Origin of the sequence: Microbacterium sp. UBA837, assembly GCF_002296025.1 — a bacterium.
In the GTDB taxonomy this organism is placed as follows: domain Bacteria; phylum Actinomycetota; class Actinomycetes; order Actinomycetales; family Microbacteriaceae; genus Microbacterium.
The window spans coordinates 1-25,027 of record NZ_DBHD01000037.1 but is presented as its reverse complement, the minus strand read 5'-3'; the positions used below and the strand labels follow the sequence as shown (position 1 = coordinate 25,027).

The 25,027-nt window shown below is 64.3% G+C and carries 23 protein-coding genes and 1 pseudogene; 8 read left to right on the top strand and 16 right to left on the bottom strand.

Features of this window, described 5'->3' with window-relative positions; translation table 11 throughout:
• Nucleotides 1-13: 13 nt before the first annotated feature.
• On the top strand, nt 14-280 hold the full coding sequence (locus tag B3587_RS02895; protein WP_228178502.1) for a DUF6112 family protein: 267 nt from the start codon (nt 14-16) through the stop codon (nt 278-280).
• Nucleotides 281-325: 45 nt separating this feature from the next.
• Here B3587_RS02895 and trxA read toward each other — a convergent pair whose 3' ends face one another.
• From trxA to B3587_RS02855, 8 genes are all read right to left on the bottom strand, one after another.
• On the bottom strand, nt 326-748 hold the full coding sequence (gene trxA, locus B3587_RS02890) for a thioredoxin (RefSeq protein WP_228178501.1): 423 nt from the start codon (nt 746-748) through the stop codon (nt 326-328).
• The gene (locus B3587_RS02885; RefSeq protein WP_228178500.1) at nt 745-1,050 is read right to left on the bottom strand and encodes a glutaredoxin family protein; all 306 of its coding nucleotides are present in this window, start codon (nt 1,048-1,050) and stop codon (nt 745-747) included. Before B3587_RS02885 ends, trxA begins: the two co-directional genes overlap by 4 nt.
• Nucleotides 1,050-1,697 (bottom strand): redoxin domain-containing protein, encoded by a 648-nt coding sequence (locus B3587_RS02880; protein WP_228178499.1) that lies wholly within the window; start codon nt 1,695-1,697, stop codon nt 1,050-1,052. Before B3587_RS02880 ends, B3587_RS02885 begins: the two co-directional genes overlap by 1 nt.
• 97 nt (nt 1,698-1,794) lie before the next feature.
• Complete coding sequence (locus B3587_RS02875; protein ID WP_228178498.1) at nt 1,795-2,295, bottom strand: Hsp20/alpha crystallin family protein; 501 nt, start codon at nt 2,293-2,295, stop codon at nt 1,795-1,797.
• Nucleotides 2,296-2,471: 176 nt separating this feature from the next.
• The gene (locus B3587_RS02870; protein WP_292726414.1) at nt 2,472-2,882 is read right to left on the bottom strand and encodes an integrase core domain-containing protein; all 411 of its coding nucleotides are present in this window, start codon (nt 2,880-2,882) and stop codon (nt 2,472-2,474) included.
• Between the two features lie 4 nt (nt 2,883-2,886).
• Nucleotides 2,887-3,423, bottom strand: a complete 537-nt coding sequence (locus tag B3587_RS02865; RefSeq protein ID WP_292726412.1) for a hypothetical protein — start codon at nt 3,421-3,423, stop codon at nt 2,887-2,889.
• Nucleotides 3,420-3,737: a transposase gene (locus tag B3587_RS02860; RefSeq protein WP_292726410.1), complete on the bottom strand. Its 318-nt coding sequence runs from the start codon at nt 3,735-3,737 to the stop codon at nt 3,420-3,422. The genes B3587_RS02865 and B3587_RS02860 overlap by 4 nt, the downstream gene beginning before the upstream one ends.
• A 459-nt stretch (nt 3,738-4,196) precedes the next feature.
• Complete coding sequence (locus B3587_RS02855) at nt 4,197-5,585, bottom strand: DNA-methyltransferase (protein WP_292726408.1); 1,389 nt, start codon at nt 5,583-5,585, stop codon at nt 4,197-4,199.
• A gap of 168 nt (nt 5,586-5,753) precedes the next feature.
• Between B3587_RS02855 and B3587_RS02850 the strand changes: the two genes are divergently transcribed.
• On the top strand, nt 5,754-7,499 hold the full coding sequence (locus B3587_RS02850; RefSeq protein WP_292726406.1) for a DGQHR domain-containing protein: 1,746 nt from the start codon (nt 5,754-5,756) through the stop codon (nt 7,497-7,499).
• 112 nt (nt 7,500-7,611) lie between these two features.
• Here the strand turns inward: B3587_RS02850 and B3587_RS02845 are convergent, their stop codons facing one another.
• The gene (locus B3587_RS02845; RefSeq protein WP_292726404.1) at nt 7,612-8,772 is read right to left on the bottom strand and encodes a DNA cytosine methyltransferase; all 1,161 of its coding nucleotides are present in this window, start codon (nt 8,770-8,772) and stop codon (nt 7,612-7,614) included.
• Between the two features lie 151 nt (nt 8,773-8,923).
• On the opposite strand from B3587_RS02845, the gene B3587_RS02840 reads away from it, so the two are divergent.
• Complete coding sequence (locus B3587_RS02840; RefSeq protein WP_292726402.1) at nt 8,924-10,102, top strand: hypothetical protein; 1,179 nt, start codon at nt 8,924-8,926, stop codon at nt 10,100-10,102.
• A 79-nt stretch (nt 10,103-10,181) separates the two neighbouring features.
• Nucleotides 10,182-10,943: a hypothetical protein gene (locus B3587_RS02835; protein WP_292726400.1), complete on the top strand. Its 762-nt coding sequence runs from the start codon at nt 10,182-10,184 to the stop codon at nt 10,941-10,943.
• A gap of 83 nt (nt 10,944-11,026) precedes the next feature.
• Here B3587_RS02835 and B3587_RS02830 read toward each other — a convergent pair whose 3' ends face one another.
• From B3587_RS02830 to B3587_RS02820, 3 genes are read right to left on the bottom strand one after another with little or no spacing between them, the layout of a single operon-like run.
• Complete coding sequence (locus B3587_RS02830) at nt 11,027-11,797, bottom strand: restriction endonuclease (protein WP_292726423.1); 771 nt, start codon at nt 11,795-11,797, stop codon at nt 11,027-11,029.
• Nucleotides 11,703-12,533 carry a hypothetical protein gene (locus tag B3587_RS02825; protein ID WP_292726398.1) on the bottom strand — a complete coding sequence of 277 codons (831 nt, stop codon included), beginning with the start codon at nt 12,531-12,533 and terminating at the stop codon, nt 11,703-11,705. The genes B3587_RS02830 and B3587_RS02825 overlap by 95 nt, the downstream gene beginning before the upstream one ends.
• On the bottom strand, nt 12,530-13,750 hold the full coding sequence (locus B3587_RS02820; RefSeq protein ID WP_292726396.1) for a toll/interleukin-1 receptor domain-containing protein: 1,221 nt from the start codon (nt 13,748-13,750) through the stop codon (nt 12,530-12,532). Before B3587_RS02820 ends, B3587_RS02825 begins: the two co-directional genes overlap by 4 nt.
• An 82-nt stretch (nt 13,751-13,832) precedes the next feature.
• On the opposite strand from B3587_RS02820, the gene B3587_RS02815 reads away from it, so the two are divergent.
• Both B3587_RS02815 and B3587_RS02810 read left to right on the top strand, forming a co-directional pair.
• The gene (locus B3587_RS02815; protein ID WP_292726394.1) at nt 13,833-14,300 is read left to right on the top strand and encodes a TIR domain-containing protein; all 468 of its coding nucleotides are present in this window, start codon (nt 13,833-13,835) and stop codon (nt 14,298-14,300) included.
• 14 nt (nt 14,301-14,314) lie between these two features.
• Nucleotides 14,315-14,944 carry a hypothetical protein gene (locus B3587_RS02810; protein WP_292726392.1) on the top strand — a complete coding sequence of 210 codons (630 nt, stop codon included), beginning with the start codon at nt 14,315-14,317 and terminating at the stop codon, nt 14,942-14,944.
• Between the two features lie 10 nt (nt 14,945-14,954).
• On the opposite strand, the gene B3587_RS02805 is transcribed toward B3587_RS02810, so the two are convergent.
• The 4 genes and pseudogenes from B3587_RS02805 to mobF all read right to left on the bottom strand — a co-directional run bounded on the left by B3587_RS02805 (nt 14,955) and on the right by mobF (nt 21,889).
• Nucleotides 14,955-15,974 carry a nucleotide kinase domain-containing protein gene (locus B3587_RS02805; RefSeq protein WP_292726390.1) on the bottom strand — a complete coding sequence of 340 codons (1,020 nt, stop codon included), beginning with the start codon at nt 15,972-15,974 and terminating at the stop codon, nt 14,955-14,957.
• A gap of 134 nt (nt 15,975-16,108) precedes the next feature.
• On the bottom strand, nt 16,109-17,668 hold the full coding sequence (locus B3587_RS02800) for a thymidylate synthase (protein ID WP_292726388.1): 1,560 nt from the start codon (nt 17,666-17,668) through the stop codon (nt 16,109-16,111).
• 103 nt (nt 17,669-17,771) lie between these two features.
• Nucleotides 17,772-18,191 carry a sulfate permease gene (locus B3587_RS02795; RefSeq protein ID WP_292726386.1) on the bottom strand — a complete coding sequence of 140 codons (420 nt, stop codon included), beginning with the start codon at nt 18,189-18,191 and terminating at the stop codon, nt 17,772-17,774.
• Nucleotides 18,192-18,348: 157 nt separating this feature from the next.
• Nucleotides 18,349-21,889: pseudogene (gene mobF, locus B3587_RS02790) on the bottom strand (MobF family relaxase).
• Nucleotides 21,890-22,282: 393 nt separating this feature from the next.
• On the opposite strand from mobF, the gene B3587_RS02785 reads away from it, so the two are divergent.
• Together B3587_RS02785 and B3587_RS02780 are read left to right on the top strand one after the other, a co-directional pair.
• Entirely contained in the window at nt 22,283-24,502 is a 2,220-nt protein-coding gene (locus B3587_RS02785) for a glycoside hydrolase domain-containing protein (RefSeq protein WP_286932051.1), read from the top strand.
• Nucleotides 24,503-24,578: 76 nt separating this feature from the next.
• Nucleotides 24,579-24,965, top strand: coding sequence for a hypothetical protein (locus tag B3587_RS02780; protein WP_286793489.1), 387 nt, complete (start codon nt 24,579-24,581; stop codon nt 24,963-24,965).
• The last annotated feature ends 62 nt before the right edge of the window (nt 24,966-25,027 follow it).

Below are 25,027 nucleotides of genomic sequence, written 5' to 3'. Positions count from 1 at the left end.
CGGACACACCCTGATGGACGTGTTCCCCGACCTCGGTGGCGTCGGGGGTGCTGCCCAGCTCCACGAGATCGTCGGCGCGCTGCTCATGGCTGTCCTCGTCACCGCTGTGCTCATGCTCATCGTCTGCGCCATCGCGTGGGCGGTCGCATCATCCTGTGGCAGTCACCAAGCCGCGACCAAAGCCCGCACAGGACTGTTCGCCGCGGTCGGCGCTGCGATGCTGGCCGGGGCCGGCGTGGCCTGGCTCAACTTCCTGCTGGACGTCGGCACTGGGCTCTGAGCCATGCGTTCCGCCGTGCGGATGCCATCGCCTAATTGGGTTCTGTCAGGTGTTGAGGGAACGTTCGACCCAGGCGCGCAGCTGCGGCGCGGGAACGGCGCCGACCATGCGGTCTACTTCTTCCCCGTCGCGGTAGACCAGAAGGGTGGGGATCGAGGAGACGGCGTGGCGTTGGGAGATGCGTGGCGAAGTGTCCGCGTTGACCTTGGCGACCTTGAGGCGTCCGGCGAGGTCGCGGGAGAGCTGGTCCACGACCGGCGAGATCTGCCGGCACGGGCCGCACCAGGGCGCCCACACGTCCACCAGCACGGGGAGTGTCGCCTCCCCGACCACCGTGTCAAACGAGTCATCGTCGGCGTCCACGAGCCAGGGCAGGTCGGTGTGGCATTTGGCGCAGCGCACCCTGCCCGGACGCGCCTGGGGCACGCGGTTCTTCGCCGCGCACCCCGGGCACGTCACGACGCTCACAGCCACACCCCGTGCCGGGCGAGGACGGCATGGACCTGGCGGAGGCTGGGCTCCATGAGCCACTCCCCGTCGATGTGCACGACCGGAGTGCGCAGCCGTCCGCCCGTTAGCGCCTCCAGGCGTGCATGCACGGAGGGATGGTCGTCGAGGTCGACGTAATCGTATCCGACACCTGCCCGATCCAGCGCCCGGCGGATCAGCTGCGTGATCCCGCACCAGCGGTTGCCGTAGATCGCCACCGGCACCGTTCGCGTGCGGGGCGCGCGCCGAGGGCGGGTGGGGGTGACATCCCAGATCGTCATCACTGCACCTCCTTGTCGTCGTTGTTGCGCTCGTTGTCGTCGTTGTGCTCCTCGACCGCGACGAGGTCGAGGGCGTCAACGAGCGCGTCGAAGTCCGGCAGCTCCTTCAGCCGCTCGGACACGTGAGCCCAGCGGATGATCCCGTCGGCGTCGACCAAGTAGACGGCGCGTTCGCTGTGCCCGTCGGCGTTCCGCCACACGTTGTACGCGCGGGCCGTCTCACCCCGTGGCTGGAAGTCGCTCAGCAGCGGGTAGCGGATGCCGCGCACCGCAGCCCACGCGCCATGACTGTAGATCGAGTCGACCGAGATGCCCAGCAGCCGGATGCCGCGGGATGCGAACTCGTCATACTCCTGTTGGTACAGCTCCAGTTGCACACTGCATCCCGGACTCCAGTCCAACGGATAAAACACCAGCGCCACCGGAGACCCGCGCAGCTCCGAGAGCCGCACGATCGTGCCGTCCGCGGCCGGGAGCGCGAAGTCCGGCGCCCGCGTCCCCGGCTCCAGACCCGTCGTCACCCGGGATCCGCCCATCGGAGGCGCGCTCCGATAGAGTTCGCGAACCGCAGCCAGATCGTCCGCAGGCTCTACGACGGGGGCGGTCTCGATGCTCGTCGCCGAGTCCAACAGATCGAAGGCGTCCATCACGCAACCCCCGTTCTCCGAGAACGGACGACGTGAACGGGAACGTTCCCGCGCATCCGGAGCCCGGGGCCCTTCCGGGCCCCGGGCAGCCACCGGGTCAGGAGTCGACCGAATGCGCGGGTCGGGCTTTTGGGTCCGCGACCTCCTTCTCGGCCACGCCCGCCCCGATCGCGTGCGGGGTAGAGGACGAGGATCCTTCGACGGCGACAGCGACCTTGCGCGGGAGCGCATCGGCTCTCACCGGCAGCGTGATCTTCAGAACGCCATCTCGATAGTCGGCCGCGATCGCATCCAGATCCACCTCGTCGCTCAGCGCAAGCTGCCGAACCACGCGCGCGGAACTGCGCTCGCGGACCAGCCAGCGCTCGCCGCGGTCCTCCCGTGAGGTATCGCGGTCCGCGCGGATGGTCAGCAGCCCCGCCTCAGCGGAGACGTCGATCGACGACGTGTCGAACCCCGGAAGATCGGCCTCCACTACATAACGATCATCCTCCCGGTAGAGGTTGATCGGCGCGGAACTCAGCGCAGACTCCGGGAACCCGGAGAAGAACGCCGAGCTGATCCGGTCCAGTTCCTTGAACGTATCGAACAGCATCATCACTCTCCTCTCGTGTATTGAGTCACCTCGACTCAAGTTTACTCTGGGTGACGCACGAGCACGCAGATTTATTCCCGCTCGCGCAGAAGAATCTCCGCGCCGAGAACCAGGCATCGTGCATCGCTGTCGCACCTAACTGTCGAGATCTATCTCGACAGCATCAAAAGTGTCCCGCGTCAAGTAGTTGGCAGGGTTTCTTCTCTTTCAAAGGTGGGGATGGTTGGGTCGGCCAGGCCCAGGTGCACGTCCATCGGCCGGTTCCAGGCGATCGCCTCGTGAGGCCGCTCGGCGTTGTACTCGACCCGGTAGTCCTCGGCGCGTTCGATCAGGGTCAGCGCGTCGGGGATCTCGTCGAGGAACAGTCGCTCGTACTTCAGGGTCCCGAACCCGCGTTCGCGTGACCCGTTCTGCCCAGGGCTCTTGGCCCGGGTGCGGACGTGCTTCAGCTCGGGGTGGCGCATGATGAACAGCTCGAAGTTCAGCGATCGGAAGGGGCCGCCGTTGTCCGTGACGATCGTCACGACAGGCAGCAGCTCACCCGTCTGCTCGTCGACCTGGTATTCGTCAACGAGCGGGTGCCCGAACATCGCCTCATAGTCGGCCAGAGCGAGCTCGATCGCGGCGATCGCCGTCGTACTGGTTCGCGGTCGGCGACACGTGGAACGGGTGCTCGACCTTCGAGTACCAGCCCCGGCACCCCGCGATCCGCCACGTCCCGCCCTGCGTGGTCTCGAACTCGCTGAAGTCCAACTGCCAGACCTGGTTCGGACCCGTCGGGTTCTTCGCAAACGCCGCCTTCCGATCCTTCGCCAGCTCGCGACGCTGCTTTTGATACTCCGACGGCAGGATCAGCCCGTCGTCACGCAGCAACCGCAGCGCGGCCGCCTGCGACACCTTGTGCCCGTCGTGTCGCGTCAGCGCCCAGATTTTGCGATGACCCCACGCCGGCTTCGCCAACGCGTGCTTGGTCACCAGAGGGCGGGCGGCGTTCCGCGCCGGTTGCGGCCACGGCCCCTTCGGCGGCTGCTCCTGGCGCGCTTTGGACTGCCAGCGCCGCCAGGTCCGTTCGGGCACGCCGATCAGCTCCACGAACCTCGACGTCGACACGCCCGCCTCGATGCGGATCACCTCGAGGTCTTCGAAGGGCCCAACCGGCCCTCCGCCGACTTCTTCCACACGCGGATCTCGACCGCCGCCTCACCGAGCGCCTGGGTCAGATCCGCAACCTCAGCCTCGAGCTGCTGCTCCCGCGACGACGGACCGGACCTGCCCGCCGCCAGGCCGGTCTTTCCTGCCTCAAGGAAGTCCGCCTTCCACCGGCCGATCGACTGCTCGCTGACCTTCTCACGCCGAGCCGCCTCGGCGATGGTCATCTCGCCGGCGAGGACGCTCAGCACGATCCCCGTCTTCTTCTCCACCGGGATCACTGGTGGTCTACCCATGGTCAAACTCTCCGCTCAGGACTCAATCAATCGTCCTGCCACAAAGTCTGACGCGCGACACTCAGACCCCAGCTCAGACCTCTCCAGATGGGGTCGGAGCATCGCCCTGCGCGGATTCTGGTCCACTCGACGGGCACCTTTTGGTGCACTTCGCGGGCAGCAACGCCGAACGAGATTGGTCCACTTCCGCGGTGGACGGACCGAGCAGCTCGAACGAGTGGACCAGGCAGTGACCACCCTCAGAAACGACGAAGCCCTGGTGAAAGTTGCCTACCACCAGGGCTTTTTGTCGGGATGACAGGATTTGAACCTGCGACCCCTTGACCCCCAGGTGCCACCATCAGTGCCCTTACCAACGTTGACCAGGGGTTTCCTGTTCCAGCGGAGTGCTCTGCGCGTCACATCTTGCAGGTCTTGCAGGCTGTTGGTCACTCGATTGGTCCACTCCGAATCCGAGAATCAGAAAGACTCTTCAAGGGATTGCCGGACGTGGAGAGGCGAGATGATCGGAACAACCGTCGGCGTGCCCGCCTCACTGATCCACGCACCCAATCTTGCGCCCGATAACGTCCCATCTGCGTGCCAGGTTCGACCCCTTGTATAGATCGACACATCGCTGTCCTCAAACTTCGCCGCCGTCTCGGCAACAGATATCAAACCGCACCGCGCCTCCAAGCCGTACTTGGACAGCGGGGCCTTTCCGACAACGTCCAGCAAGAGCTTGGACAGTCGAGCACTTTCGATCTCCGAGAGGTCGTCGGCTACGACGACAGAGCAATCGATGGTCCCGTAACCGGCTCGTGCCGGCTTGAAGTTTATCGACTCAACTTCCATCAGAACAGCACGCACTTGCGAGGTCGTGAAACCCGCTCGAAGGATTTGCTTCGCGAGATCCTTCGGATACTTGAGCATCCGTAGTTCGAGCAGCCGTTGAGTCATCATGCTGACGGGCTTGACCTCGGGCATCTCCTTCCGTACGGCTGGCGCGCTCTCTTGGAACAGGGAGACGTACTCGGCGTTCAGTTCAATACCCAGTCCTAGACGCCCCTGTTCGATGGCACCCCTCACAACGGCGCCACTGCCAGCGAAAGGATCGAACACAACATCGCCCTCATCTGATGAGAGCAGAACCATCCGCCGAACAAGCTCGGGGGGGAAGGGACATGCATGATGGAATGCGGCTTCGTCCCAGCTTCCCTGTACAGGGATAGGGATTTCCCAGACGTTGTCCGGAGTCATTCCCCACGGATTGTGTCGCTCCGGATACTTCACCCACCACGACTTCAAGTTTGCGGTATCCCGCAGACGATCTACATTGAACGTGAAACTATTTGATTTCACAAAGAACAGCACATACTCAAACCCATTCCGGAGTTTTCCGTGATGAGACCAGGGACGCGTCCGGTCCTTTCTCCAAATCACTACCTCCCGAAGCGTCCAACCAACGGACTCTGCCTGGGCAGCGAGTTGGAATGGCAACGGTATCAGTCGCGAAGATGCACCGCCTTTGGGGCGCTTCTCGAGCAGGCTATCCGCGACAACCCACATGGAGCCAGTGTCTAGCGTCCACTTGTGGACGCTCTGGAAAATCTCTCTGCACGAGTCAAGGTAATCGTCGTGGGTCTGTCCGAACCCAATCTGATTGTCGCTACCGTAGTCCACAAGATTTGCGTACGGCGGTGAAGTGATCGTCGTCTGTAGAAACGGTTGATCCTCCCGGCCCGCGGCCTGCGCAGCGCGCTGCAACAACGCACTGATCTCTCTCGCGTCCCCTTGATGCACCGTCCAGAACGTCGGATCGGGCGCTGGCCGATCGTCTGGTTGCGGCGCAGCAGCAACGTCACTCACTCGTCTGCTCCTCCATCACGGCCTGGGCCTCTTGCCCTGCACCAACTCTAGCCGCGCGTCCCGACATCAGCCGAGGCCGCGCGCCGAGCCTGAGATGAACCTCGCCCACAGTATCCTGGCAACCCGGTACTGGCCGAGGTCGCCGGCACTGACGAAGGAGAACAGACGGTGGCAGGTCCGAACTCTAAGACCAGGAGAAGGTCGACTCGAAAGCCTGTTGACCCCGCCATCCTCGAACAACGGCGTTTCACTCGTTCCATTCGCACGATGTTCACAAACATGGGCTTCGCTCACGTCCCTGCAGAGGGAAAGGAAGCAAAGTTCGGCAACAAGACGGGCGAGCTCGACTCAGTATTTGTCTACGAGAACATACTGCTCGTGGTCGAAGAAACCATGAGCAAGAAGCCATTCGAGCATGCCAAGAACAAGAGAATTCTCGCGGAGCAGATTCACGCGTCGAAAATTGAGTTCATAGAGTGGCTGCGCGCCTCGTTCCCCGAACACGAGGAGGCTCTCAACGCTTACTCTCCCAAGCGCTACCAGCTCTTCTATCTGTACATCTCACGAACCGACATGGATCTCGACGACGACGACGTGGCGCTTCTTCAGCCGATGAAGGTTGTAACTACGCGGGCGCTGAACTACTTCGACAAACTCGCGAAAACAATCCGTCGCTCCGCGAAGACCGACCTGTGGCGCTTTCTCGATCTTAACTCAGGTGATATCGGGGCGGCCAACGCGACCAACGACGTTAAGGCGATAGAAACAACGATCATCTCGCCGGACGACAGCACCGGCTTCAGCAACGGCGTCCGGCTCGTATCCTTCATGATCTCGGCGGACGTGCTGCTGCGGAACTCATACGTCCTCCGGAAGGACAACTGGGGTTACTCCACTGATCTCTATCAGCGATTGATCGATGCCAACCGAATACGGAAGATCCGGCAGTACGTAGCCAGTGACGGCTCTGCGTTCTTGAACAACATTATTCTTGGACTTCCTCCTGACGTCACTTTCCAGACCTCCGACAAGACACCAGTCAAGCTCGATGACATTCAGGACTATTCTTCCTACCGAATGCACATACCCGACGAGTTCAACTCATTGTGCATTATTGACGGCCAGCACCGCGTATTTGCGCACTACGAAGGGACCGACGAACTAGAGCCGAAAGTCTCCTCTATCCGGAGCAAGGTACACCTCTTAGCGACTGGTTTGGTCTTTCCGCCCAACATGGATGAACTCGATCGCCTCAAGCTACAGAGCGAGATATTCCTCGACATCAACTCCAACACCAAGCCTGTGCCGGCTGATGTTCTCCTCGCGATCCAGTCGTTGCGAGCGCCCTACGCGGACGTTGCCGTGGCCCGCCGCGTGCTCGAACTCTTGAACAAGCAGTCGGCCTTCCGCAACATGTTCCAGCTCTCGCAAATGGACCAAGCCCCGATAAAGATCGCGTCGATCGTGAAGTTTGCGCTCCGCTACCTAGTTGACATCCAGGCGGAGTCTGGCCTTTTTGCTGAGTGGGCAAAGAACGATCCGTCACGGAAGAGTCTCAGGACGAAGAACAGTAGCGATCTTCTTACCGAGTACGTGAACTACTGCACCTCGACACTGAATTTGTACTTCAATGCCCTTAAGACCCACCACGCTAGCGAGTGGAACGATCCGGAATCTAAGATCACTTCAACCACCGTGATCAATGCAATGATCATCGCACTGAGACGTTCGCTACCCGCCCTCGGTATTCTCTCATTCGAAGAATATGCATCGCTGACAAAAGCTTGGCAAAGAGACTTCTCTAAGGCAACCTTCCCCTTTGCATCAAGTCAATATGCGCGTTTCTCTCAGGAGATCCTACGGGACATGTTCAGGCTCGTCGAAGACGATGGACAGTGGGTCGTTCGGAAGTAGCTGAGCCTTCGACCTTGCTGAACCTCGATTGGCAATCCCTTTCGATTGGCGACGCTCAAAGAGGTCGCCTGGGCCTAAGTCTCTCTAGACGACAGTCGCTGTCAGCGCTGCATCACGCAAAAACCAGTTCCCGCTCGGCCGACTGCCGATCAAGGTACCCGAGCTGATCCATCAGTGCCCGAACTACGGCTTTGCCGAGTTCCAGCGGGACGGCGTTGCCGAGCTGGCGCTGAACGTCGGCGCGGGTACCGTCGATCTTGAAGTCGTCGGGGAAGGACATGAGTCGAAGCATCTCGTTGACGCGGAGGCGTCGTGCGCGTTCGTCGCCGGATGCGGTGCGGACGTTCTCCCAGTGGAACGGGCCGACCCACGGGCCGGGCTGCGCCTGGAGCGTGGTGGAAGGCCGGTTGGGGTCGAGCCGGAGCAGGAAGGTCCAGTAGCGACTGCGCCATTCGAAGTGGTTGCGGCCGCCGTAACGCTCGGTGTGCCACAGGTAGTTCTGCCCGGGCGGAATCTCCGCGGCGAGCTGCCCATAGTTACCGTCGACGATCTCGTCCTCAGCGGCGCGGACCAGTCGAGGCAGCCCTTCGAACGCCTGAGATGCGGTGACGTGAGCGATCTTGCTGGCGTCAACGGTGCGGCTGTGCTCGCTCCAACCGGAGTGGGTGGGCTCGGGGAACTCGAACTTCTCGCCGTCACGGCGGCCGACGACGAACACGCGGCGGCGCAGCTGGGGGACGCCGTAGTCCGCGGCGAGCAGCACTTTCCACTGTGGGTTGTAGCCGAGTTCGCCGAGTCCCTTGAGAAGGCGCTCGAACTGGGCCTTGTGGGTCTTGTATGTCAGGCCCTGCACGTTCTCCAAGATGAACGCCTCGGGGCGTGACTCGCGGACGACACGGACGTACTCGTCTAGCAGGGAAGCGTTGGGGTCGCGGCTCTCACGCTTCTGCTCCAGCCAGAACCCGGACTTGCTGAACGGGGTGCATGGTGGGCCGCCGACAACCAGCACAGGCTCTTTGGCTCGAAGTCCTGCGGTGGCGAGGATCTGCTCGGTCGGGACCTGTCGGATGTCACCGGTGAGGGTCGCGGCACCGTCGAAGTTCGCCTTCAGCGTCTGCAACGCGGGCTCGTTGTAGTCCGTCGCGACCGACACGCGAAGGAGGCCGCTGCCGGGGTCACTGGAGTCGAGGGGCTCGGCGTCGGCACGCTCGACGGCGAGATCGAGTCCTCCTGCTCCGGAGAACAGGCTCACCACCGGGAGCTGCTCGCCCATACGCCACCTCGTTCCTATACGCGCACGCACGGCCCGGCTCTGCGGGCAGTGCGTGTCTGACCAGTATCGTCGAGACGAGTCTGCCGACAGTCACCGACATGCCCAACGTGACCAACGACATCGGTGGGCAACCCGAGCCGGAAGGGGTCCTGTGGAGGAAGAGCCGCTCGCCGGACGCGCCTTCGGCGAGGTCTACCGCGTCCAGGGACGCAGCGACCTCCACACGTTCCTCCTCGACGCCGTCCGCGCCTCCGGAGGACGCGTGCTCTACGCGAGCGACCCGCACCGCGCACCCGTCTACCTCGGCGTGCAGCTGGACTCCGACGAGCGGATCGGGATGCTCATCTACCCCTTCCGCGTCACCCGCAACTCGATCAAGAATCGCCCCGACGACGAGGTCCGCGGCCAGCTCCGCTACGGCGCTGAGGAGTCCTGGAAGCGAGAGCACCCCGTCGGGCGGGATGTCGCCGGCGTGGATGTGACGATGATCCTCGGGATCGACCTCGCCGACGGCGTCATCCTCGGCCTGGACGCGAATACCTGGGACCCTCTGCCGATGGGCATCTCCTTCTACGCCAAGGACGCAGAGATCCAACAGGCCAAAACATCCGGCTGGCACGTCTGGGAGAAGATCAACCGCCCGGGAACGAAACGCTCTGAGCCCCGCTCCCCCACCAGCCTGGAGACGGTCGTCGCGTTCACCCCCGACCGCCTCATCGACTACGCGCGTCTCGAACGACGAGCGACCTCACTACGCCTGGACCCACCGCTGCGATACTCAGCTGCCGTCGCCCTCGCAGACAAGACGGCGGCCGACGAGCTGCCGCGCCGGCACGTGCTGGAGGAGCAGTTCGCGCTCACCAGCGAGCAGATCCTCGACATCATCGGCGGCCGCAACCGGCTCTCCGTCGCCGTCCGCGGTGGGGTCGCCGAGTACCACCTGGAGCACCTGCTCGAAACCTCACCCGACATCGCCGCGGTCGAGAGGCTCGACGTGGACGCGATGCATGACTTCAACGTCACCCTCTCGGACGGAAGGCTGATGCGGGTCGAGTGCAAGAACGCGAGCCCCAAGACCTCCGCCAGCGGGGACTTCAAGGTCGAGGTGCAGAAGACCCGCGCCTCCAAGGGCGATCCGGCGTCACGCTTCTACCCCATCGACGGGTTCGACGTCGTCGCGGCCTGCATCTTCTCACCGACCGGACGCTGGGAGTTTCGCTACGGACTCACGTCCCGTATGACGCGACACAAGGACTTCCCCGACCGACTCTCCGCGATCCAGACAATCACCGACGACTGGGCCGCTTCGTTGACCGACCTCAGGGAGTGACCTCTCGTCGGCGTAGGTGCCCCGGTGAGCGCACGAACCATGCAGCCCTACTATCGAGATGCTTACGAAAGGAAGCGGCATGGCAGAGCCTAAGAACTTCCGATGGGTTGTGGGGCGGGTTGCCGAAACTGGTGATGCGCTCGGCACCGGCGGGACACGACGGGCCGATGGCACGTTGGCTGCACAAGTACGCGACCTCAAGTACATAAACGACGATGCGGCGTCGAGACTAGGCTCGCCTCCCTCTCGCGCCCCCTCGCCGGGACGTGCGATGGCTCGAGAACTCGGCGCGCAGGCCGTTGCAGCGGCGGTCGATGTTCTCCTGCGTGAGGTCGTCATCCCTGCCACCGCAAAGCTATGGCGGGATCGAGTCGCTCCAGCCATCAACCGCAAGTGGGACGAGGTGCGTGCGAAGAAGTCCCCAACTGTGGAGACTGCGTCTGTCGAGTCTGTCGAGGTGAAGTTCGATGAAGCGGAGGACGCAGACTCAGGGAAAATAGTCGACGTCACCGACGAACCTGTTATCGAGTTGAGCCGCGATGAAGCGGAATGGCGCATCACCGCGGCGCAGCGGGCCGCTCGCGAACTGGCGGAACACCTGGCCCTGCTGCGAGCAGCGCGGGTGGTGGAAGACGCAGACATCCCGGCGCTACTCGCCGGGCGAGGACAGCTCGAAGCCAACAGCGTATCTGCGATTGAGATCAGCGCACGAACAGAGGAGGAAACCGACCCAGAGCCGGTGCGCCAGCGACTAGAACACCCGCCAAGCCCGAAGGCTTGGCCATCTTCGGACCGCATGACGCTTCCACACGCGGACGGTGACCGTACAACAAACTCGTGACGTGGGAACAGCTGTACCCGAATACGCCCCAGTAACCGACAACTGCCCCGTCATCCAAGAAAGGCCGCCTGCCGGACGAGTGGTCAATTGGACAGGCCCCTCTCGGCCGCTTCTAGTTTCTGCTCCAGGTCGACCAGTCGCGGATACACCCACGAGAGCGCCTCTTCCGGGCTGTAGATGCCAAGGGTGGGCAACATGTCTCCCCGTGGGGGGTACTGCTCCGCAAGCACACTGAAGAGAACATCCTTTATCTGCATCAAGACAACAGCGCCGCTATAGCCCCCCGCTGCACCCTCAGGCCGAAGCCCGTACTCTTCGCGATGTGACTTGGGCAATGCCCAGTATCGAGCGTGGGCCAATGCGACTCTTCTGGGCAGAGCACGAACTTGCTCCAGAACGATCTCATCAGCTGCTATCGCCTTGAGATTGATGATCGACGTGACGTGTACATTGCTCTTGTCTGTCACTGCAACTGCGCCGCTCTGAACTCCGGACTCTGAGAGCAAGATCCCCCGATCTGCACCGACATCTTCAACGATCGACCTCAGGGTAAGCACGTGGGACTTGTCGACTGGGCGCTTCCAGCGCTTGCACTCGATGATCCAGTTCACAGCCAGACCGGCACGTTCAAAGCTCGCGTAGACATCGACGTCGTGGCTGCCACGCGCTCCTGTCACTCGCAGGTCAGTGTGAACGTCGAATCCGAGTTCCCGAAATAGTGCCGCGGCCTGCTCTTGATACTCACGCCAACGAGCCAACCTAGTTCGCCATCCCCGAGAGCAGACGCACGGTCGCACGCGCGATATCGGCTGGCCTGTGACTGGTTGTGAGTAGCCGCAGAAGCTCTTCGTCATTGCGAGGGTCATGGGCCGCACTTTCATATAGGTCACGCAGCGCATCCAGCGCAGCTGCGACTTGTGCGTCCTGAGCATGAGCCGGATACCCTACGGGCGCCCAGTCGTCGAAAGACTGCGGATGCAAACGCTGCGCGACTGCCGCTGCCGCGCCCCCGTACCCTCCGGCGACGAGCAGCAAGCGTCCGGACTGAATGGTCAGACGTGCCTCTTCGATCACGCCGGGTTCCGCGCCGACGTAGCCCGCGAGGCGCCCCCCAACAATCAGACGGGCTGTTGTTCCGCTCGCGACATACTCGCGCATCGTGGTCAATGCGTTGCCCGCGTCGTGGCTCCAAGAGCCGTCCAGGGCACGTGCGATCGGCACCGTCTTACGCGACTCGGAAACCAACGTCAGTCTGCCGATGTCACCGAGATTCCTGTCTGCCGCGATCAGCTCGTCTGCCGTGAGCTTTCGGTACTCGGATTCGGCGAGCGTGATCTCAAGCGCGGATCGTCCGCTGCTGAAACGTTGGGCCTCTTCGATCAGGATCTCGGTGTAGCCACCGTGATTGAGGTGACCACCATATACAACGGTTCCTCCCGCGAGCATGATCGCTCTGCCCACTTCGGCGACAACCAGTCGGCAGTGTTGCTCAGTGAGACCAAGACGTGAGAGATCGGCGCTCTCAGAGACTGACAAGGCGACTTTCTGGCCCGAGAGAGCGTCTCGCGAGATGAGGGTGGGCTCGCTCATGTCTTGAGTGCCCCACCGCGCGCAGCGAACGTCCGGGGCGTCAAGATGTCGACGTCGACGTTATAGCCTGCCACCGCGCACAACTGCAGCAGCACCTCTCGCTCCGCGGGCCCGAGCGGCGGATCGGGGTGAATGACCCAGAGGTGCTTGTCATCTGGCTGCGTCTCTTGATGTGAAGCGAGCCAGGGGGCGAGTGTGCTCGGCTCAGGCGATTGCGCAGGAAGCCAATCGAACCCGTCCTCCGAGAGATAGGACGTCTGCGCTTGCCAAAGAGTGTTCTTGAGCGTCTCGTCGACGAGCCTGTTGAGGGCGAGGGCGACACCCGGATCAGGGTTGGCAAGGTCACAGACCACCGAGGGGACGTGATCCATCAGGAAGGAGCCCCGCTCCTCCCCGGCAGTGAGCGCATACATGCAGACGACCGGCATGCCGCTGCGCTTCGCGACGTGGACCTCACGTTGCGTCCATTCTCGCGCGGCATAGACGTCGGTGCGGATCATCAGCAACGCGCTGCTGCCAGCGGCGTCCTCAAGCGTCCTCTCCCAGTCACCGCCAGGTTGGATGTCTTGCGCGTCGAAGAACGCCGCCAGGTGAGACTGCTGGATGTGGTCGCGCACACGCTCGAACATCACGGGGCCGGAACGCGACACTTCCTCGGAAGAACGGTGCTTCGTGTGGCTCACGAACACCGTCAGCCTTGCGGGGAGGCCCGCATCCTGCTGGATCTGCTGGGTGATCGCCTGCGCCAGCTCGCGCCCGAACAACCCGCCACCCGTGTTCACCTCAGCCGGCAGGGTCTGGATGCCGCCGAGGATCTGACTGACGATGCTGGTACCCCATTGCAAGCCGTTCGCCACGACGGGGTAGACGCCTACGCCGGCCCTCTGGTTCAGTTCGGCAATCTCGCGAAGATACGTGTTCCACGGATCGGCCGCCTCGGCCGCTGCACGGAGCAAGCTCGTGTCGATGACCGGGACGATCGCGTTGAACTGTGCGGTCGGGAGTCCCTCGGCGAGCGGCGTCGCGATGCCCAAGGGCCGTGGCGGCGCTCCGTCCTCCCAGGGATCGCTGCGCGCATACACCTCGACGGCACCGCCGGCCAGGCCCGAGAATGCCGGGCTATGGAAGTGCTGATGTAGTTCCGCGAATCGCTCGGCGCCGATCGCGTCGTCGGGGTGCCAGACGACAAACACGTCGAGGATCGGCGGGATCGGCACGCGCTCTCCTCTCGGAACGCCGCCTCATCGGGGCGATGTCGGTGGTCAAAAGTAGACTATCCCTGGAAGGGAGGAGCCCGACATGAGCGACCAGCACAACATCTTCATCAGCCACCGTCACGAGGACGACGCGCTGGTCGGAGATCTCAAGAAGATGCTCTCCGGCAGCGGGGCCGAGATCCGGGACTCGTCGATCACGAGCGAGACCCCGAACAACGCGAAGAGCCCCGACTACATCAAGACGCTCCTGGCGGACCAGATCCGATGGGCGGGCAAGATCATCGTCATCATCTCCCCCGACACGAAGAACCATGAGTGGGTCGACTGGGAGATCGAGTACGCCCGCAAGTTCCCCGACAAGCGGATCGTAGGAGTCTGGGCACCAGGCACCACGCACGACGACATGCCCGAGCCGCTCGAAGACTACGCGAACGCGATCGTCAACTGGGATGCCCAGGCGATCATCGACGCTCTTGACGGTAAGGACGACTGGACAGAACCCAGTGGTGTTCCCGCGCCCGTGCAGTCGATTCCGCGGGCTGCCTGCTGACGGGGAGGTCGAGCGTGAAGGTGTTCAGCTACATCGTGCGCTACGACGTCGGGTTCGCACCAAACCCCTTTCACGGGGTCTGCTCTCTCGCCACATGCAAGCAGGACATCCGCAAGCTCGCCCAGGTCGACGACTGGATAGTCGGCACCGGCTCCCGGCCGAACGGCAAAGCAGGCAATCTCGTCTACGCGATGCGCGTCTCAGAGATCGTGAGCTTCCAGGAGTACTGGGACGATGAACGCTTCGCCGAGAAGCGGCCAAACCTTCGGGGCAGCCGCATGCAGCACTTCGGCGACAACATCTACCACCGCGATCCAGCCGGTGATTGGATCCAGGAGAACTCCCGCCACAGCAAGGACGACGGTTCTCTGGAAGCGCGTCACATGGTGCGCGACACGAAGAGCGAGCGGGTGATGCTCGGAGACGAGTTCGTGTACTTCGGCGGAGACGGCCCGGTCATCCCCGAAGCGCTGCGCAACGACTACGGCTTCGACCTCGTGCACTCGGCACCTGCATACCGCAGCAACTTCACGGACGAGCACGTCGCTGCGATCATCGAGTGGGTGCGATCGCTCGAGCAGGGGGTGCAGGGACGCCCATACGACTGGCCACGGCGCCGGCAACCGGCAGCACAAGCCGCATGAGCGCTCACACCTAGAACATGGGCTCGAGGACGCGCGCACGCGCGTGCTCATCGCCCAGCACCTCGTTTTGAGGAAGGTGATCGTTGATCCCCCACTTGGGCGGGAAGAAGAGCGTCATCGGCTTCGGCGTGGAGACGTAGCGCGACTTGATACGGCTTCTCGCGCTGGCAAGCTCCGGAACCGCTTCACGGCAGTACTTATCCGTCTCGCAGAAGAGGTTCTGAGCGTCGATCGCCTGGATCGGCCGACCCCAGAGACCGCTGAACTCAAGTTCCAGGCGGGCGAACTCGGCCCCCTGGTTGTCGACCATCCACATGATCACCTCTTCCGGTGTGAGGCCGCCCAGGTCAGAGAACACCTTCTTGATGCCGCGCAGCGCGCCCGGACCAGGCTTCGTGAAGTCGTTCTCGGAGAAGTTCACGTGCTCTGAGTAGTTCAGGTCAATCGCCATCTGGTAGGACATGAAATCCCCCATCAAGGGGAAAGTGTGGAGCAGGTCGTAGACCTCTTCCAGCGACTCCGCCTCCAGAATCCGCTCGGCAATGCGCGACCGCACGAACATGTCCCGGAACAGCTCCACATGGTTCAGATGCTTGGTCTTGCGACCGTAAGCGTCCGTGGCGCAGAGGATGAACGCCCCCGTGTAGAGGCCGCCGTTGCGGTCCTTCGCCTCGGTGAGCGCGGCTTCGAACACACCGGTCTCCAGATCTGCGATCCGAGGCGACCGCCCAAGTATCTCGACAACGGTCTCCCACGTACCGACATTGCTGAAGTTTCGGAACGCGACGATCTGGAACAGACGATCGGCAGGGCTTGAGTCGTCATCGCGGTAGGCGACGTCGCGGATGAGGTACTGGCTGACACGGTCAGCGGCCCGGTAGACGTTGCAGAACTTGTAATCCTGGAGAATCCGGTCCTGCGTCCATGGTCCCGGGGTTCCAGCGACGCGCGCTTCAAACACGTGCTGCCGCTCAGCGGCGAACTTCCAGTAGAGCTCGTAGACCCCGTCCCGGGGAGTTGGTGCTCGCATAACCCGTGCCTGTCTCCGTCTTGCGCTGCCTATGGTCGTCCGCCTCTCGCGGCGACGAGTGAGGCTGACCCGTCGTCCCCTGCTTTCGCTCCATCATCTCTTTCCGGACGCGTCGCAGCCCACCGGAATCGCCGTCATGACCGTCCTGCATCGCGGCGTAGCGCGTTGACTCCATCCGGGTCGGACAGCGCGACCGCAAGCACGAGCCTTAATGCGGTCGCCGTCAGCCGCTCTGCCAGTGCGAGCTTCTCCATCCACTGGCCCTGCGGGTGGAGTTGAAGGAAGGCGTCCAGCTCGTCGAACGCTGTCGAGGCCTCTGCGGCTTCTGCGTGAACGGTCCCGACCTCGCCGACGACGTGACGCGCCCGCATGAGTTCCTCGAAGCCGTCCGGGCCGTCGCTGAACCGCTCACCGCCATTCGTGAAGATCTTCTCGGCGACGTCGGTCGACTGGTCCGCGAGGAAGGTCTCATACTTGACTGCATAGACGAGGAGATCGACCACAGTGTCCAGGAGTGCCTCTTTCCCCGCCGCTGCACCGCCTACCACCTGATCGATGCGATCGATCTTGCGGGCGAGGTTGGCGGCGATGCTGATCAGCTCCCCGCGCCTCTTCCACGAGTTGCCGTAGGCGGCATCCTTCGACCGATGCAGGTCGATGACGGACTCGCGCAGGTCGGTCCAATCCACCGTGGAGACGGGCGGGGACAGGAGCTGGGCGGAGTCTCGAAACAGTTGCTCTCGGAGCGCGAAGGCGATGTCGCTGTGGCCGAGGTCGTCGACGAGTTCACGTTGCCGCGCATCGTCGGCGCCCGCGGCGATCGCCCACTTGATCGCGATCGCTTGAAGGAACTGGCGCAGTAAGGGATCGGGGAAGTCAGCGATCTCCGCGCGACAGTCCTCCCCGGACGCCAGTCGAGCTTCGATGTCGAACCAGCGATCGAGCACACCCGCGAAGTCCTCCCACGGAGTCGCGAACTGGGCGCCCGCCCACGCCTCCTCATAGCCGGTGGCACCACCAAACCCGGCGAGCGCACGGTCAGCTTGCTCATTCCGCTCGTCGTAGAGATGAAGGGATGAGATGAAGAACGACACGTGACCAACTCGCGCACCGAGCCAGAAGGCCATCATCTCGTGCAGCACACTCCACTCGAACGTGTTGATGCCGGAGAATCCCCACAGGATGTCGTTGGAACGCACAGTCACGTTGAGGTAGACGCTGCCATCCCTGACGAGGAAGTGCAACCAGTTGTTGCAGGGCACATCGAGCGTGTCCACGAAGTCGCGCGCCGGATCGAACAGGACAGCGACCGCCCGGCGAGACTCAGGGTCCGAACGGAGGAGCTTGCGGATCTCATCCACTTGATCGACTCCACCCCAGTCGCGCAACCGTGGCCCATAGCCACCACGCCATGTCTCCTGGTCGTCCGAGAACTGCAGCGCGCGGCCGAGATAGCGGGCCAGATACTCCATGTCATTGCGCCCAGCGAGGACCCACATCGTCTCGGCGATGGTCGCGAACACATCGTTGCGACGACCCGGCACTGTGATGAAACGTTCCGTTGGCTGCGCCAAAGTCACAGCACGTGCGAGACACTCATGAGTCGGAAGTCCGCGAACCGTCACCGGTTGCCCACTCGAACGAATCTCGGCAAGCTCGGCGATGAAGGCCCGCGCAGCATTGCGATAGAGCATGCATCCCTCCCGGAGCAGCTTCGATCTTGAGGTCGAGTATCCCGCGCGGCGCGAGGAATCCGGCGATCGAACGAGTCCAGCGCCAGTCGTGTCGTCCGCCGCGTCACTTCCTTGGCGACGGGCTGCGTGAGGATGCGAAGACTGACCCAGTCGTGCCAGCGCGTTGGCGCGAGACCTCGTCACATCGCTCGGTCTGGCTGACCCGATGAGCTCGGCGTCGGGTGGCTACGTCGCGCGTCCATGTGTAAAACAGGAGCAGCACGGTGATCGGCCCATTGACGAAGAGCTTCAGCATGTTCCAGATGGCGAGGAGAACGAGCAGGTTCAGCCAACCCGGACCGCCGCTGTCAATAGTGGTCATGCACCAGCTCGCGACAAACCAGTAGGGCACGGCCAGGAGCATGGCCGGGATGCCCCAGCCCAGGCCGCGGCGGGTGCGGGTCGCGGCGATCAACAGGTTGGTGGGCGCGTAACTGAGGATGGCGTGGGCGTGGGCGCTGGCCGCCCAGATGAGCCGGAACATGGGCATAGCCCTCTCAGGGGTTCAGCGACAAGAACCTGAAAGGACCGCCCGCAGTTGCAGGATGGTCAAACCGTCGCAGCGAGCGACAGCGCCAATATAGAGGCCGCCTCGTCATCAACTGTACGACGCGGCCCTGACATCGGGAAGGGCATGCGCGTCACAGGGAGCGTCGCACCGGCTCTTGCCCGGGCCGCCGCTGCGGCTCCTCCCCCGGTCCTCGGGCGAGGTCGCGTGCCCGGTCGAGTGCGGCGCGGGCGTGGGCGGCGTCGGTCTTCTGCGCGTCGTTCTCGGCCGGCGCGCCGAGCGGGGCCGGGTCGGTGATGCCGTAGCGGTCGCGGTAGGCGGCGACCGTGCGGCCGAGGCGCCGCCAGATCGCGGCGGCCTTGTCGTCCTTCGGCTCGGGGCCGAGCGCGACCGTCCATGTCTCGCCGTCCTGTAGAGCGCCGACGAGCTCGGTGTCCGCCCGGGCCTCGATGAGGTCGCGGCGCTCGGTGAGCGCCTGCCGCGTCTCGGGCGTCATGGTCCCGGTGGCCTCGGGGATGAGTCCGGCGATCAACCGCGGCGTCTTGCGGGTGCGGCCCGAGCCTGCCGGCCGGGCGGTGGCTGTGGCGACGCGGTAGTGCAGGGCGGCGGCGATGTCGTCGGCATCGGTGAACCCGCGCGCCCTCACGAGGCGCGGCAGCAGGGCCTCGATGTCGTGGTGGTTGGCCTCGGCCCGGCGTAGTTCGGCGGTGAGCGCCCCGAACGCCTCGGAGGCGATCGCGTCGTCTGCTTCGTCGTCGGTGAGGCCGGAGGCGCGGATGAGGGCGGCCCAGCGGTCGTGCTGCGCGGCGGCGGCGATCGTCTCGTACTCGGCCGCGAGCTGAGCGATCGAACCCCAGGCCTCCTGCTCGGCGGTGATCGTCTCGTGCGCGGAGAGCTCGGCGCCGACGTGTTGGAGCACGCCGAACAGCACGCTCCGCGCGGTCGCCTCGGCATTGTCGGCGGGGTGCGGTGTCTCGTGTGCGGGGTCGGGCTTGTCGACGGCGACGTAGGCGGCGTTGGTGTGGCTGCCTCGGGTCATGGCGACGTAGAAGTTCTCCCGCGTGGTGCTCGCGTCGACCAGGACGTGCGAGGCGTCCACGGTGATGCCCTGGGCGCGGTAGGCGGTCACCGCGTAGCCGAGCTCGACGTGCTCGGCGGCGTAGTCCGCGGGCAGGACGACGGAGCCGCCCCGCTTGCGGCCGGCGCGGCGCAGGGTGAGGGAGCCGTCGTCGCGGACCTCGGTGACCGTCCATCTGTTGCCGTTGCGGACCCAGCCCCTCCCGGCGCGCAGGCGGCGGTCGTTGTGGCGGGTGATGACGGTATCCCCAACCGCAGCACGGGTGCCGTCGCGCAGCTCGACCTCACGGCGCGCGTCCACGGTGCCGTCGAGGATCAGGTCGGCTCTGGCCCGCTCGTTCAGCGCGAGCACCGATTCGCCTGTATCCGCGACCAGCACCGCCGCCCTGCCCGCGAGGGTGTCTGTGCGCCAGGTGCGGTAGGCGGCGTCGATCATCGCCTCCGTCTCGCCCTCGGCGACGCGGCCGTGCTCCAGGTAGGCGTCGATCGCCTCGGGCCGGCCGTGCCGGAGCCCGAGGGAGGCGGCCTTCTCCCACTCATTGACGAGGCGGTGGATGTCGACCAGCTCGGGGGCGTCGTCGCGGTCGTGCACGAGCATCGCGAACGCCCCCGATGCGGCCGGGGACTGGAGTTGCGCGTAGTCGCCCACCAACAAGACCTTCGCACCGGCTTCGGCCGCAAGCCCGGTGATGCGGTCCAGGGACAGGGAGCCGGCCAGGGAGGCTTCATCGACGATGACGAGCTGACTCTTGCGGAACGTGGCCCCGGTGCGCTGGTGGGTGTCCCACCACTTCGCGGTGTTCTCGGTCTTGATCCCGAGGTCATCGGCGAGGACCTGCGCCGCGACCGCCGAGGGTGCCAGCCCGACGACGGAGCCGCGGCCGTGCTCGTTCTCCCATGCCCGCCGCAGCGCCGACATGGCCGTGGTCTTGCCGGCGCCGGCCGGCCCCACGAGCACGTCGACCACACGGCCGGAGACGGCGACCGAGGCGAGGGCGCCGGCCTGGTCGCCGCCGAGGACCCGGCCCTCGCGGTCGGGCTTGGCTGTGATCCTCTCGACGGTCGCCAACGGCACGGTCGGGCCGGTGGTGGGTGCGGGCGCGCTCGAGGAGGCGGTCTTCGGCCGCCAGGAGGACCTCGGAGGAGAACACCGTCGAGTGGCGGGGTCGGAACACGCTGGTCCCGTCCCGCCGCTGGAACGCGGCCGGGGAGGACGCGAGCTCGGGCGGCGTGAGGCGCAGCGACCCGGCCTCGGCGGCATCCACGACGAGCCCGACGACCGCCTCGCGGTCGTGGATGGTGGCGAACCTGTAGCCCATCGTCTGCCGGGCCGCCTCGGCGGTCAGGTTCCAGCGCCGCCAGGTGGACCGCTTCTCGCCGACCGCCTCCACGACGCTCTGCCCGAGACTGGCGATCACGTCCAGGGGCACGTCGTCGGCACGCAGCAGCAGCGGTGCGTCGTTCGCGGTAACGGTGCGCGCCCACGCGGTCGCATCAGCTCCGAGCAGCCGGCCCGCGCGCCGCCGCCAGTCGGCGGTGAGGTCCGCGAGCGAGCGGGCCTCCTTCTCCGGCCGCGTGGACAGAGCGGCTTGGGCGCGGAGCTTGATGATCGTCGCCGTCGAGGGCTGCCGGCCATGCCGGGCCACGTACTCGGCGATGAGTCGGTTCTTCTCCGCGTCGATGTGCCGGGAGCGGGAGGAGAACTCGGCCACCAGCTCCTCCGGCACCGAGGCGATCGCCCACGCCGGGTTCCGGTCCCGGCCCATGTCGCGGGCCTCCCACTCGACCCCGAACGCGCGGGCCAGGTGGTCGGCGAACACGGCCTCGTGCAACTCGGACAGCGCAACAGTCGCCGCGTGCATCGGCCGCCCGTCCAGCGACCGCCACTTGCCGTCCAGGACGGTCTGCACCTTGTTCGACACGACGACGTGCGTGTGCAGGTGCGGGTCGCCCGCCCGGGAGTCGTAGTGGTCGAACGTGGTAGCGATCAGTCCGGTCACGTCGACCTGCGCAACCGCGCCGTTGCGTCCGGTTGCGCCGGTGCGGGTGGCTGCAACCTCCCGTTCCATGAACGCAACCACCTCCGCAACCGCCGCATGGTGCGCGTCCGCGAAGAGCGCCTGCGTCCCGGCGTCCGCGACCGCCCACAGCACCGACGCGGACTTCGGGATCGAGAAGGTAAAGTCGAACCCCGCAACCGCCCGCCGCGTGCCGCGCTCGGTCTCCTCGGCCTCGATCCCGGCGACCGCCTCGGCCTTCGCCGTCGGCGCCATGTCGGGGTCGAGGCCGGCGACGCGGGCGGCGACCCGCTCCGCGACGCTGCGGTACTCCGGGTACGCGCGCCCCAGCGGGGCGCCGGTGATCGGATCGCGGCCCATGCCGACGAGGAGCTGGAGCTGGGCTTCCGAGACCTGATCGCCCACCGCGATCCACCCGCCGCCGAGCGCGGCGACGCCGGAGCCGAGCCAGCGACCGGGCGGGCTTCCCTCCTCCGCGTAGTAGCGCGTGAACGGCGTCGAAAGCGACCTGTCCCCATCGCCGACCGCGACCGTGCGCAGCAGGTACTTGTACCCGTCGCCCGCGCTCATCACTCGCATCGAAACCGTCACCCGACCCACCGCCTCCGCTCACCGGGCAGGTGAGCGGAGGCGGTCTGTCGCATCGGATGCGACACAACGAATCTCGCGGCGCCCTCGATCTGCAAGACGCGTGGTGGCGCTAAGGCGCCGGTCGAAGACAACGGTGTCATGGTGGTCCGTGAGTAAGGACTCCGGAACGCGGAGCGAACAGCCTGCAGACGTGCCTACGGCAATCATGACCGCCACTGCCGGGGCTGTGGCTCTGCCAAAGCCCTCAGGGAGGAACCGAGACGATGTCCAGATACCTGACGCTCAGGAAGACGACGCGCACGTAAGGTTCCGACTGTTCACCAAACGATTCCAGCGTCAGGATCGACGATTGCGACCGAAGCCAGAATCGAGGAACAAGGGATGTCCGACCCATGGGTTCAGAACACGCAGCAATGGATCAATCTCACCTACCCGGGCATGCTGGGAATCCTGCCGCTTGTCGTTGACGGACAGACCGGATGGAACACGATCTACGCTCTCATCCGAGCCCTCCAGCACGAGCTCGGCATCACCGCGCTCTCGAACAATTTCGGACCGGGCACCCTTGCCGCCCTCACCGCGGTGAGTCCGGTAAACGACAGCACCGTGAACAAGAACATCATCCGCATCGCGCAAGGTGCGATGTATTGCAAGGGCTACAACGGTGGCAACGGCGCACTGGACGGCGTATGGGACGCGGTCCCAGTCGCGGGGATGCAGTCACTGCGAACGAACATGGGTCTATCTGCCGGGGACGGATCGATCGAGCCCAAGGTGTTCAAGGCACTACTGAACATGGATGCCTTCACTCTCGTGTCTGGCGGTACGAGCGCGATTCGTTCAATCCAGCAGTCACTAAACGGCAGATACCTCCATCGACAGGACTTCTACGTCATCCCGACTGATGGCTACTACACACGTGACGTGCAGCGTGCCCTGATGTTCGCAATCCAATACGAAGTTGGAATCGCGGACGGCGTCGCGAACGGTAACTTCGGTCCGGCGACCAAGTCCGGGCTCCAAACGTACGGCGCACTCACGCTCGGCAGCACCGACACCACAAGGTATCTCGTCCACCTATTCCAGGCCGCACTGATATTCAACGGCTACAGCGTCGCCTACGACGGCAACTACGGAAGCGGCACCCGAACGCAAACACTCGCGTTCCAAGAGTTCGTCGCACTCCCGCAGAACGGCAACGCCGACGTCCAGACCTGGGGCTCCCTCCTCGTCTCCACGGGCGACGCAGACCGGCCAGGCGCAGGAGCCGACTGTGTCACGACGCTCACCAGCGCCCGACTCACGACACTTCGTGGCGCCGGGTACGAGTACTTTGGCCGCTACCTCACCAACGCGACAGATGACAACCCCGACAAGTGTTTCAAACCCGGCGAAGCCGCTCGGATCATCGCGGCTGGAGGGAAGATCTTCCCTCTTTTCCAGACCGGCGGCGGATCGCTCGAGCACTTCACCTACCAGCGTGGCAAGGAGGTCGCGGAGGAGGCTGCCAATGCCGCATGGTGGTACCGCATGCCAGCCAATGCCGTCATCTACTTCTCCGTAGACTTCGATGTGCAGGACTGGGAACTCACCGACTTCGTCATCCCGTACTTCCAAGGCGTCAACGAGATGATCGATGAGTTTGGTAGGAACTGGCGAGTCGGGGTCTACGGCCCACGCCACGCGTGCGCCCGTATCTCTGGCGAGGGACTAGCGACGTACAGCTTCGTCTCCGACATGTCCACAGGGTATGCCGGAAATCTCACATATACGCTGCCTGCAAACTGGGCCTTCGATCAAATCCAGACCATCACCGTCGGAAGCGGAAGCGGAGCGGTCGAGATCGACAAGAACATCGTCTCGGGCCGCGACGCAGCTGTCTCAGCTCTCGCAGCTGCGGTCGGCGTCGGTGACGATCCGCAGATACCTTCTTCACAGCTAGACGCGTTCGAGTCGGAGTGGTACGGCGCATGCACCCGCTACCCCGACGAGCTCTTGGGTAGCACCACCCCTCAGCTGGAAGTGATGGCACTCAACCGGTCGAACGTCAAGACGAAGGTGGAGAGCCATGACGCGTTCATCACGAACCTCGCCAGCGAGTACAACATCTACAAGGCGCTGATCATGACCCCGCTGATCTGGGAGTCGATGGTTATCAACATAGGTGACGATGTCCAGGACGGCCGGGTGATCGCGTACTACGCAGCGGTGCTCGCGGGTCAAGCCCCACCAGCCCTGTCCGTCGACGACAGTTCTACGGGACCCTGTCAGATCTTCGCGCGAACCGGCATTGACGCTCGAAACTGGGCGCGGAGCAGAGGTTTCATCACGGATGGTCCGTACAGCGCGAGCGTCCCGCAGGACATGTTCGACGTGTGGGAAGGTCTGCACAACGACGAGGAGTTCAACATCGAGACCGCGATGTTCGAGATGATGCGTCAAGCCGAGGTCCGCTCGAGCATGGCTCCGTCCAGCCTCCGCGATCTCACTCCGAGCCAGGTTCTCCAGATGTGCTGGGGGTACAACGGGGACGTCTACTATGGCCGCCATCGCGCCCAGCTCTACTACACGATCATGCGGTGGGAGGATTCATTCCGTTGAACGTCGCCCATCGCACCCTGACCCCGGTCCAAACATGCTGAATACGGACCGCACCTCACACACGTATCATCGGCACATGACCACCGCTGCCAGTCTCGACCGCGTGGGGGAGCCTGTGCTCTCCGGGTGGAAGACGACCGGCCACGCGATTGGCTTCTGGCTTCTCGCAGCGATGGGCATCGTCGTGACGACCGGGGCCTGGTTCTGGCTCGCGATCGTCGGTTTAGAGGAGACCACCGAACAGCCCAAGGCCCTCGCCTCGGGGACAACTATGACGGGCACCGCACTCTTCTTTGGTGTCGTACCGCTGGTTGCGGTGCACCTCGTAGGATTCGCAATCCTCATGTCGTACGGAGCATCGAGGCGACACAACCGGCAATCCGGGCTCTGGCTGGGCGCTGGGGCGACGATTGCCGCGTCGTCAATCGGGCTCACGGTGCTCTTGCTCTTCCTCTACGCCTAGCCTGCATCGATGAGACACGAGGGTTCGGCGGAGTTGCGCCTAGGCCGTGTTGATCAAGAGCT

Coding starts and splice junctions, on each gene's coding strand:
- B3587_RS02800 (WP_292726388.1), bottom strand. CDS start 17,668: ATGCTCTATCGCAATGCTGCGCGGGCCTTCATCGCCGAGCTTGCCGAG.
- B3587_RS02835 (WP_292726400.1), top strand. CDS start 10,182: ATGGCAGAGCCTAAGAACTTCCGATGGGTTGTGGGGCGGGTTGCCGAA.
- B3587_RS02860 (WP_292726410.1), bottom strand. CDS start 3,737: ATGGGTAGACCACCAGTGATCCCGGTGGAGAAGAAGACGGGGATCGTG.
- B3587_RS02795 (WP_292726386.1), bottom strand. CDS start 18,191: ATGTTCCGGCTCATCTGGGCGGCCAGCGCCCACGCCCACGCCATCCTC.
- B3587_RS02895 (WP_228178502.1), top strand. CDS start 14: ATGGACGTGTTCCCCGACCTCGGTGGCGTCGGGGGTGCTGCCCAGCTC.
- B3587_RS02875 (WP_228178498.1), bottom strand. CDS start 2,295: ATGATGCTGTTCGATACGTTCAAGGAACTGGACCGGATCAGCTCGGCG.
- B3587_RS02815 (WP_292726394.1), top strand. CDS start 13,833: ATGAGCGACCAGCACAACATCTTCATCAGCCACCGTCACGAGGACGAC.
- B3587_RS02885 (WP_228178500.1), bottom strand. CDS start 1,050: ATGACGATCTGGGATGTCACCCCCACCCGCCCTCGGCGCGCGCCCCGC.
- B3587_RS02785 (WP_286932051.1), top strand. CDS start 22,283: ATGTCCGACCCATGGGTTCAGAACACGCAGCAATGGATCAATCTCACC.
- B3587_RS02870 (WP_292726414.1), bottom strand. CDS start 2,882: ATGTTCGGGCACCCGCTCGTTGACGAATACCAGGTCGACGAGCAGACG.
- B3587_RS02805 (WP_292726390.1), bottom strand. CDS start 15,974: ATGCGAGCACCAACTCCCCGGGACGGGGTCTACGAGCTCTACTGGAAG.
- B3587_RS02780 (WP_286793489.1), top strand. CDS start 24,579: ATGACCACCGCTGCCAGTCTCGACCGCGTGGGGGAGCCTGTGCTCTCC.
- B3587_RS02825 (WP_292726398.1), bottom strand. CDS start 12,533: ATGAGCGAGCCCACCCTCATCTCGCGAGACGCTCTCTCGGGCCAGAAA.
- B3587_RS02845 (WP_292726404.1), bottom strand. CDS start 8,772: ATGGGCGAGCAGCTCCCGGTGGTGAGCCTGTTCTCCGGAGCAGGAGGA.
- B3587_RS02880 (WP_228178499.1), bottom strand. CDS start 1,697: ATGGACGCCTTCGATCTGTTGGACTCGGCGACGAGCATCGAGACCGCC.
- B3587_RS02830 (WP_292726423.1), bottom strand. CDS start 11,797: ATGACGAAGAGCTTCTGCGGCTACTCACAACCAGTCACAGGCCAGCCG.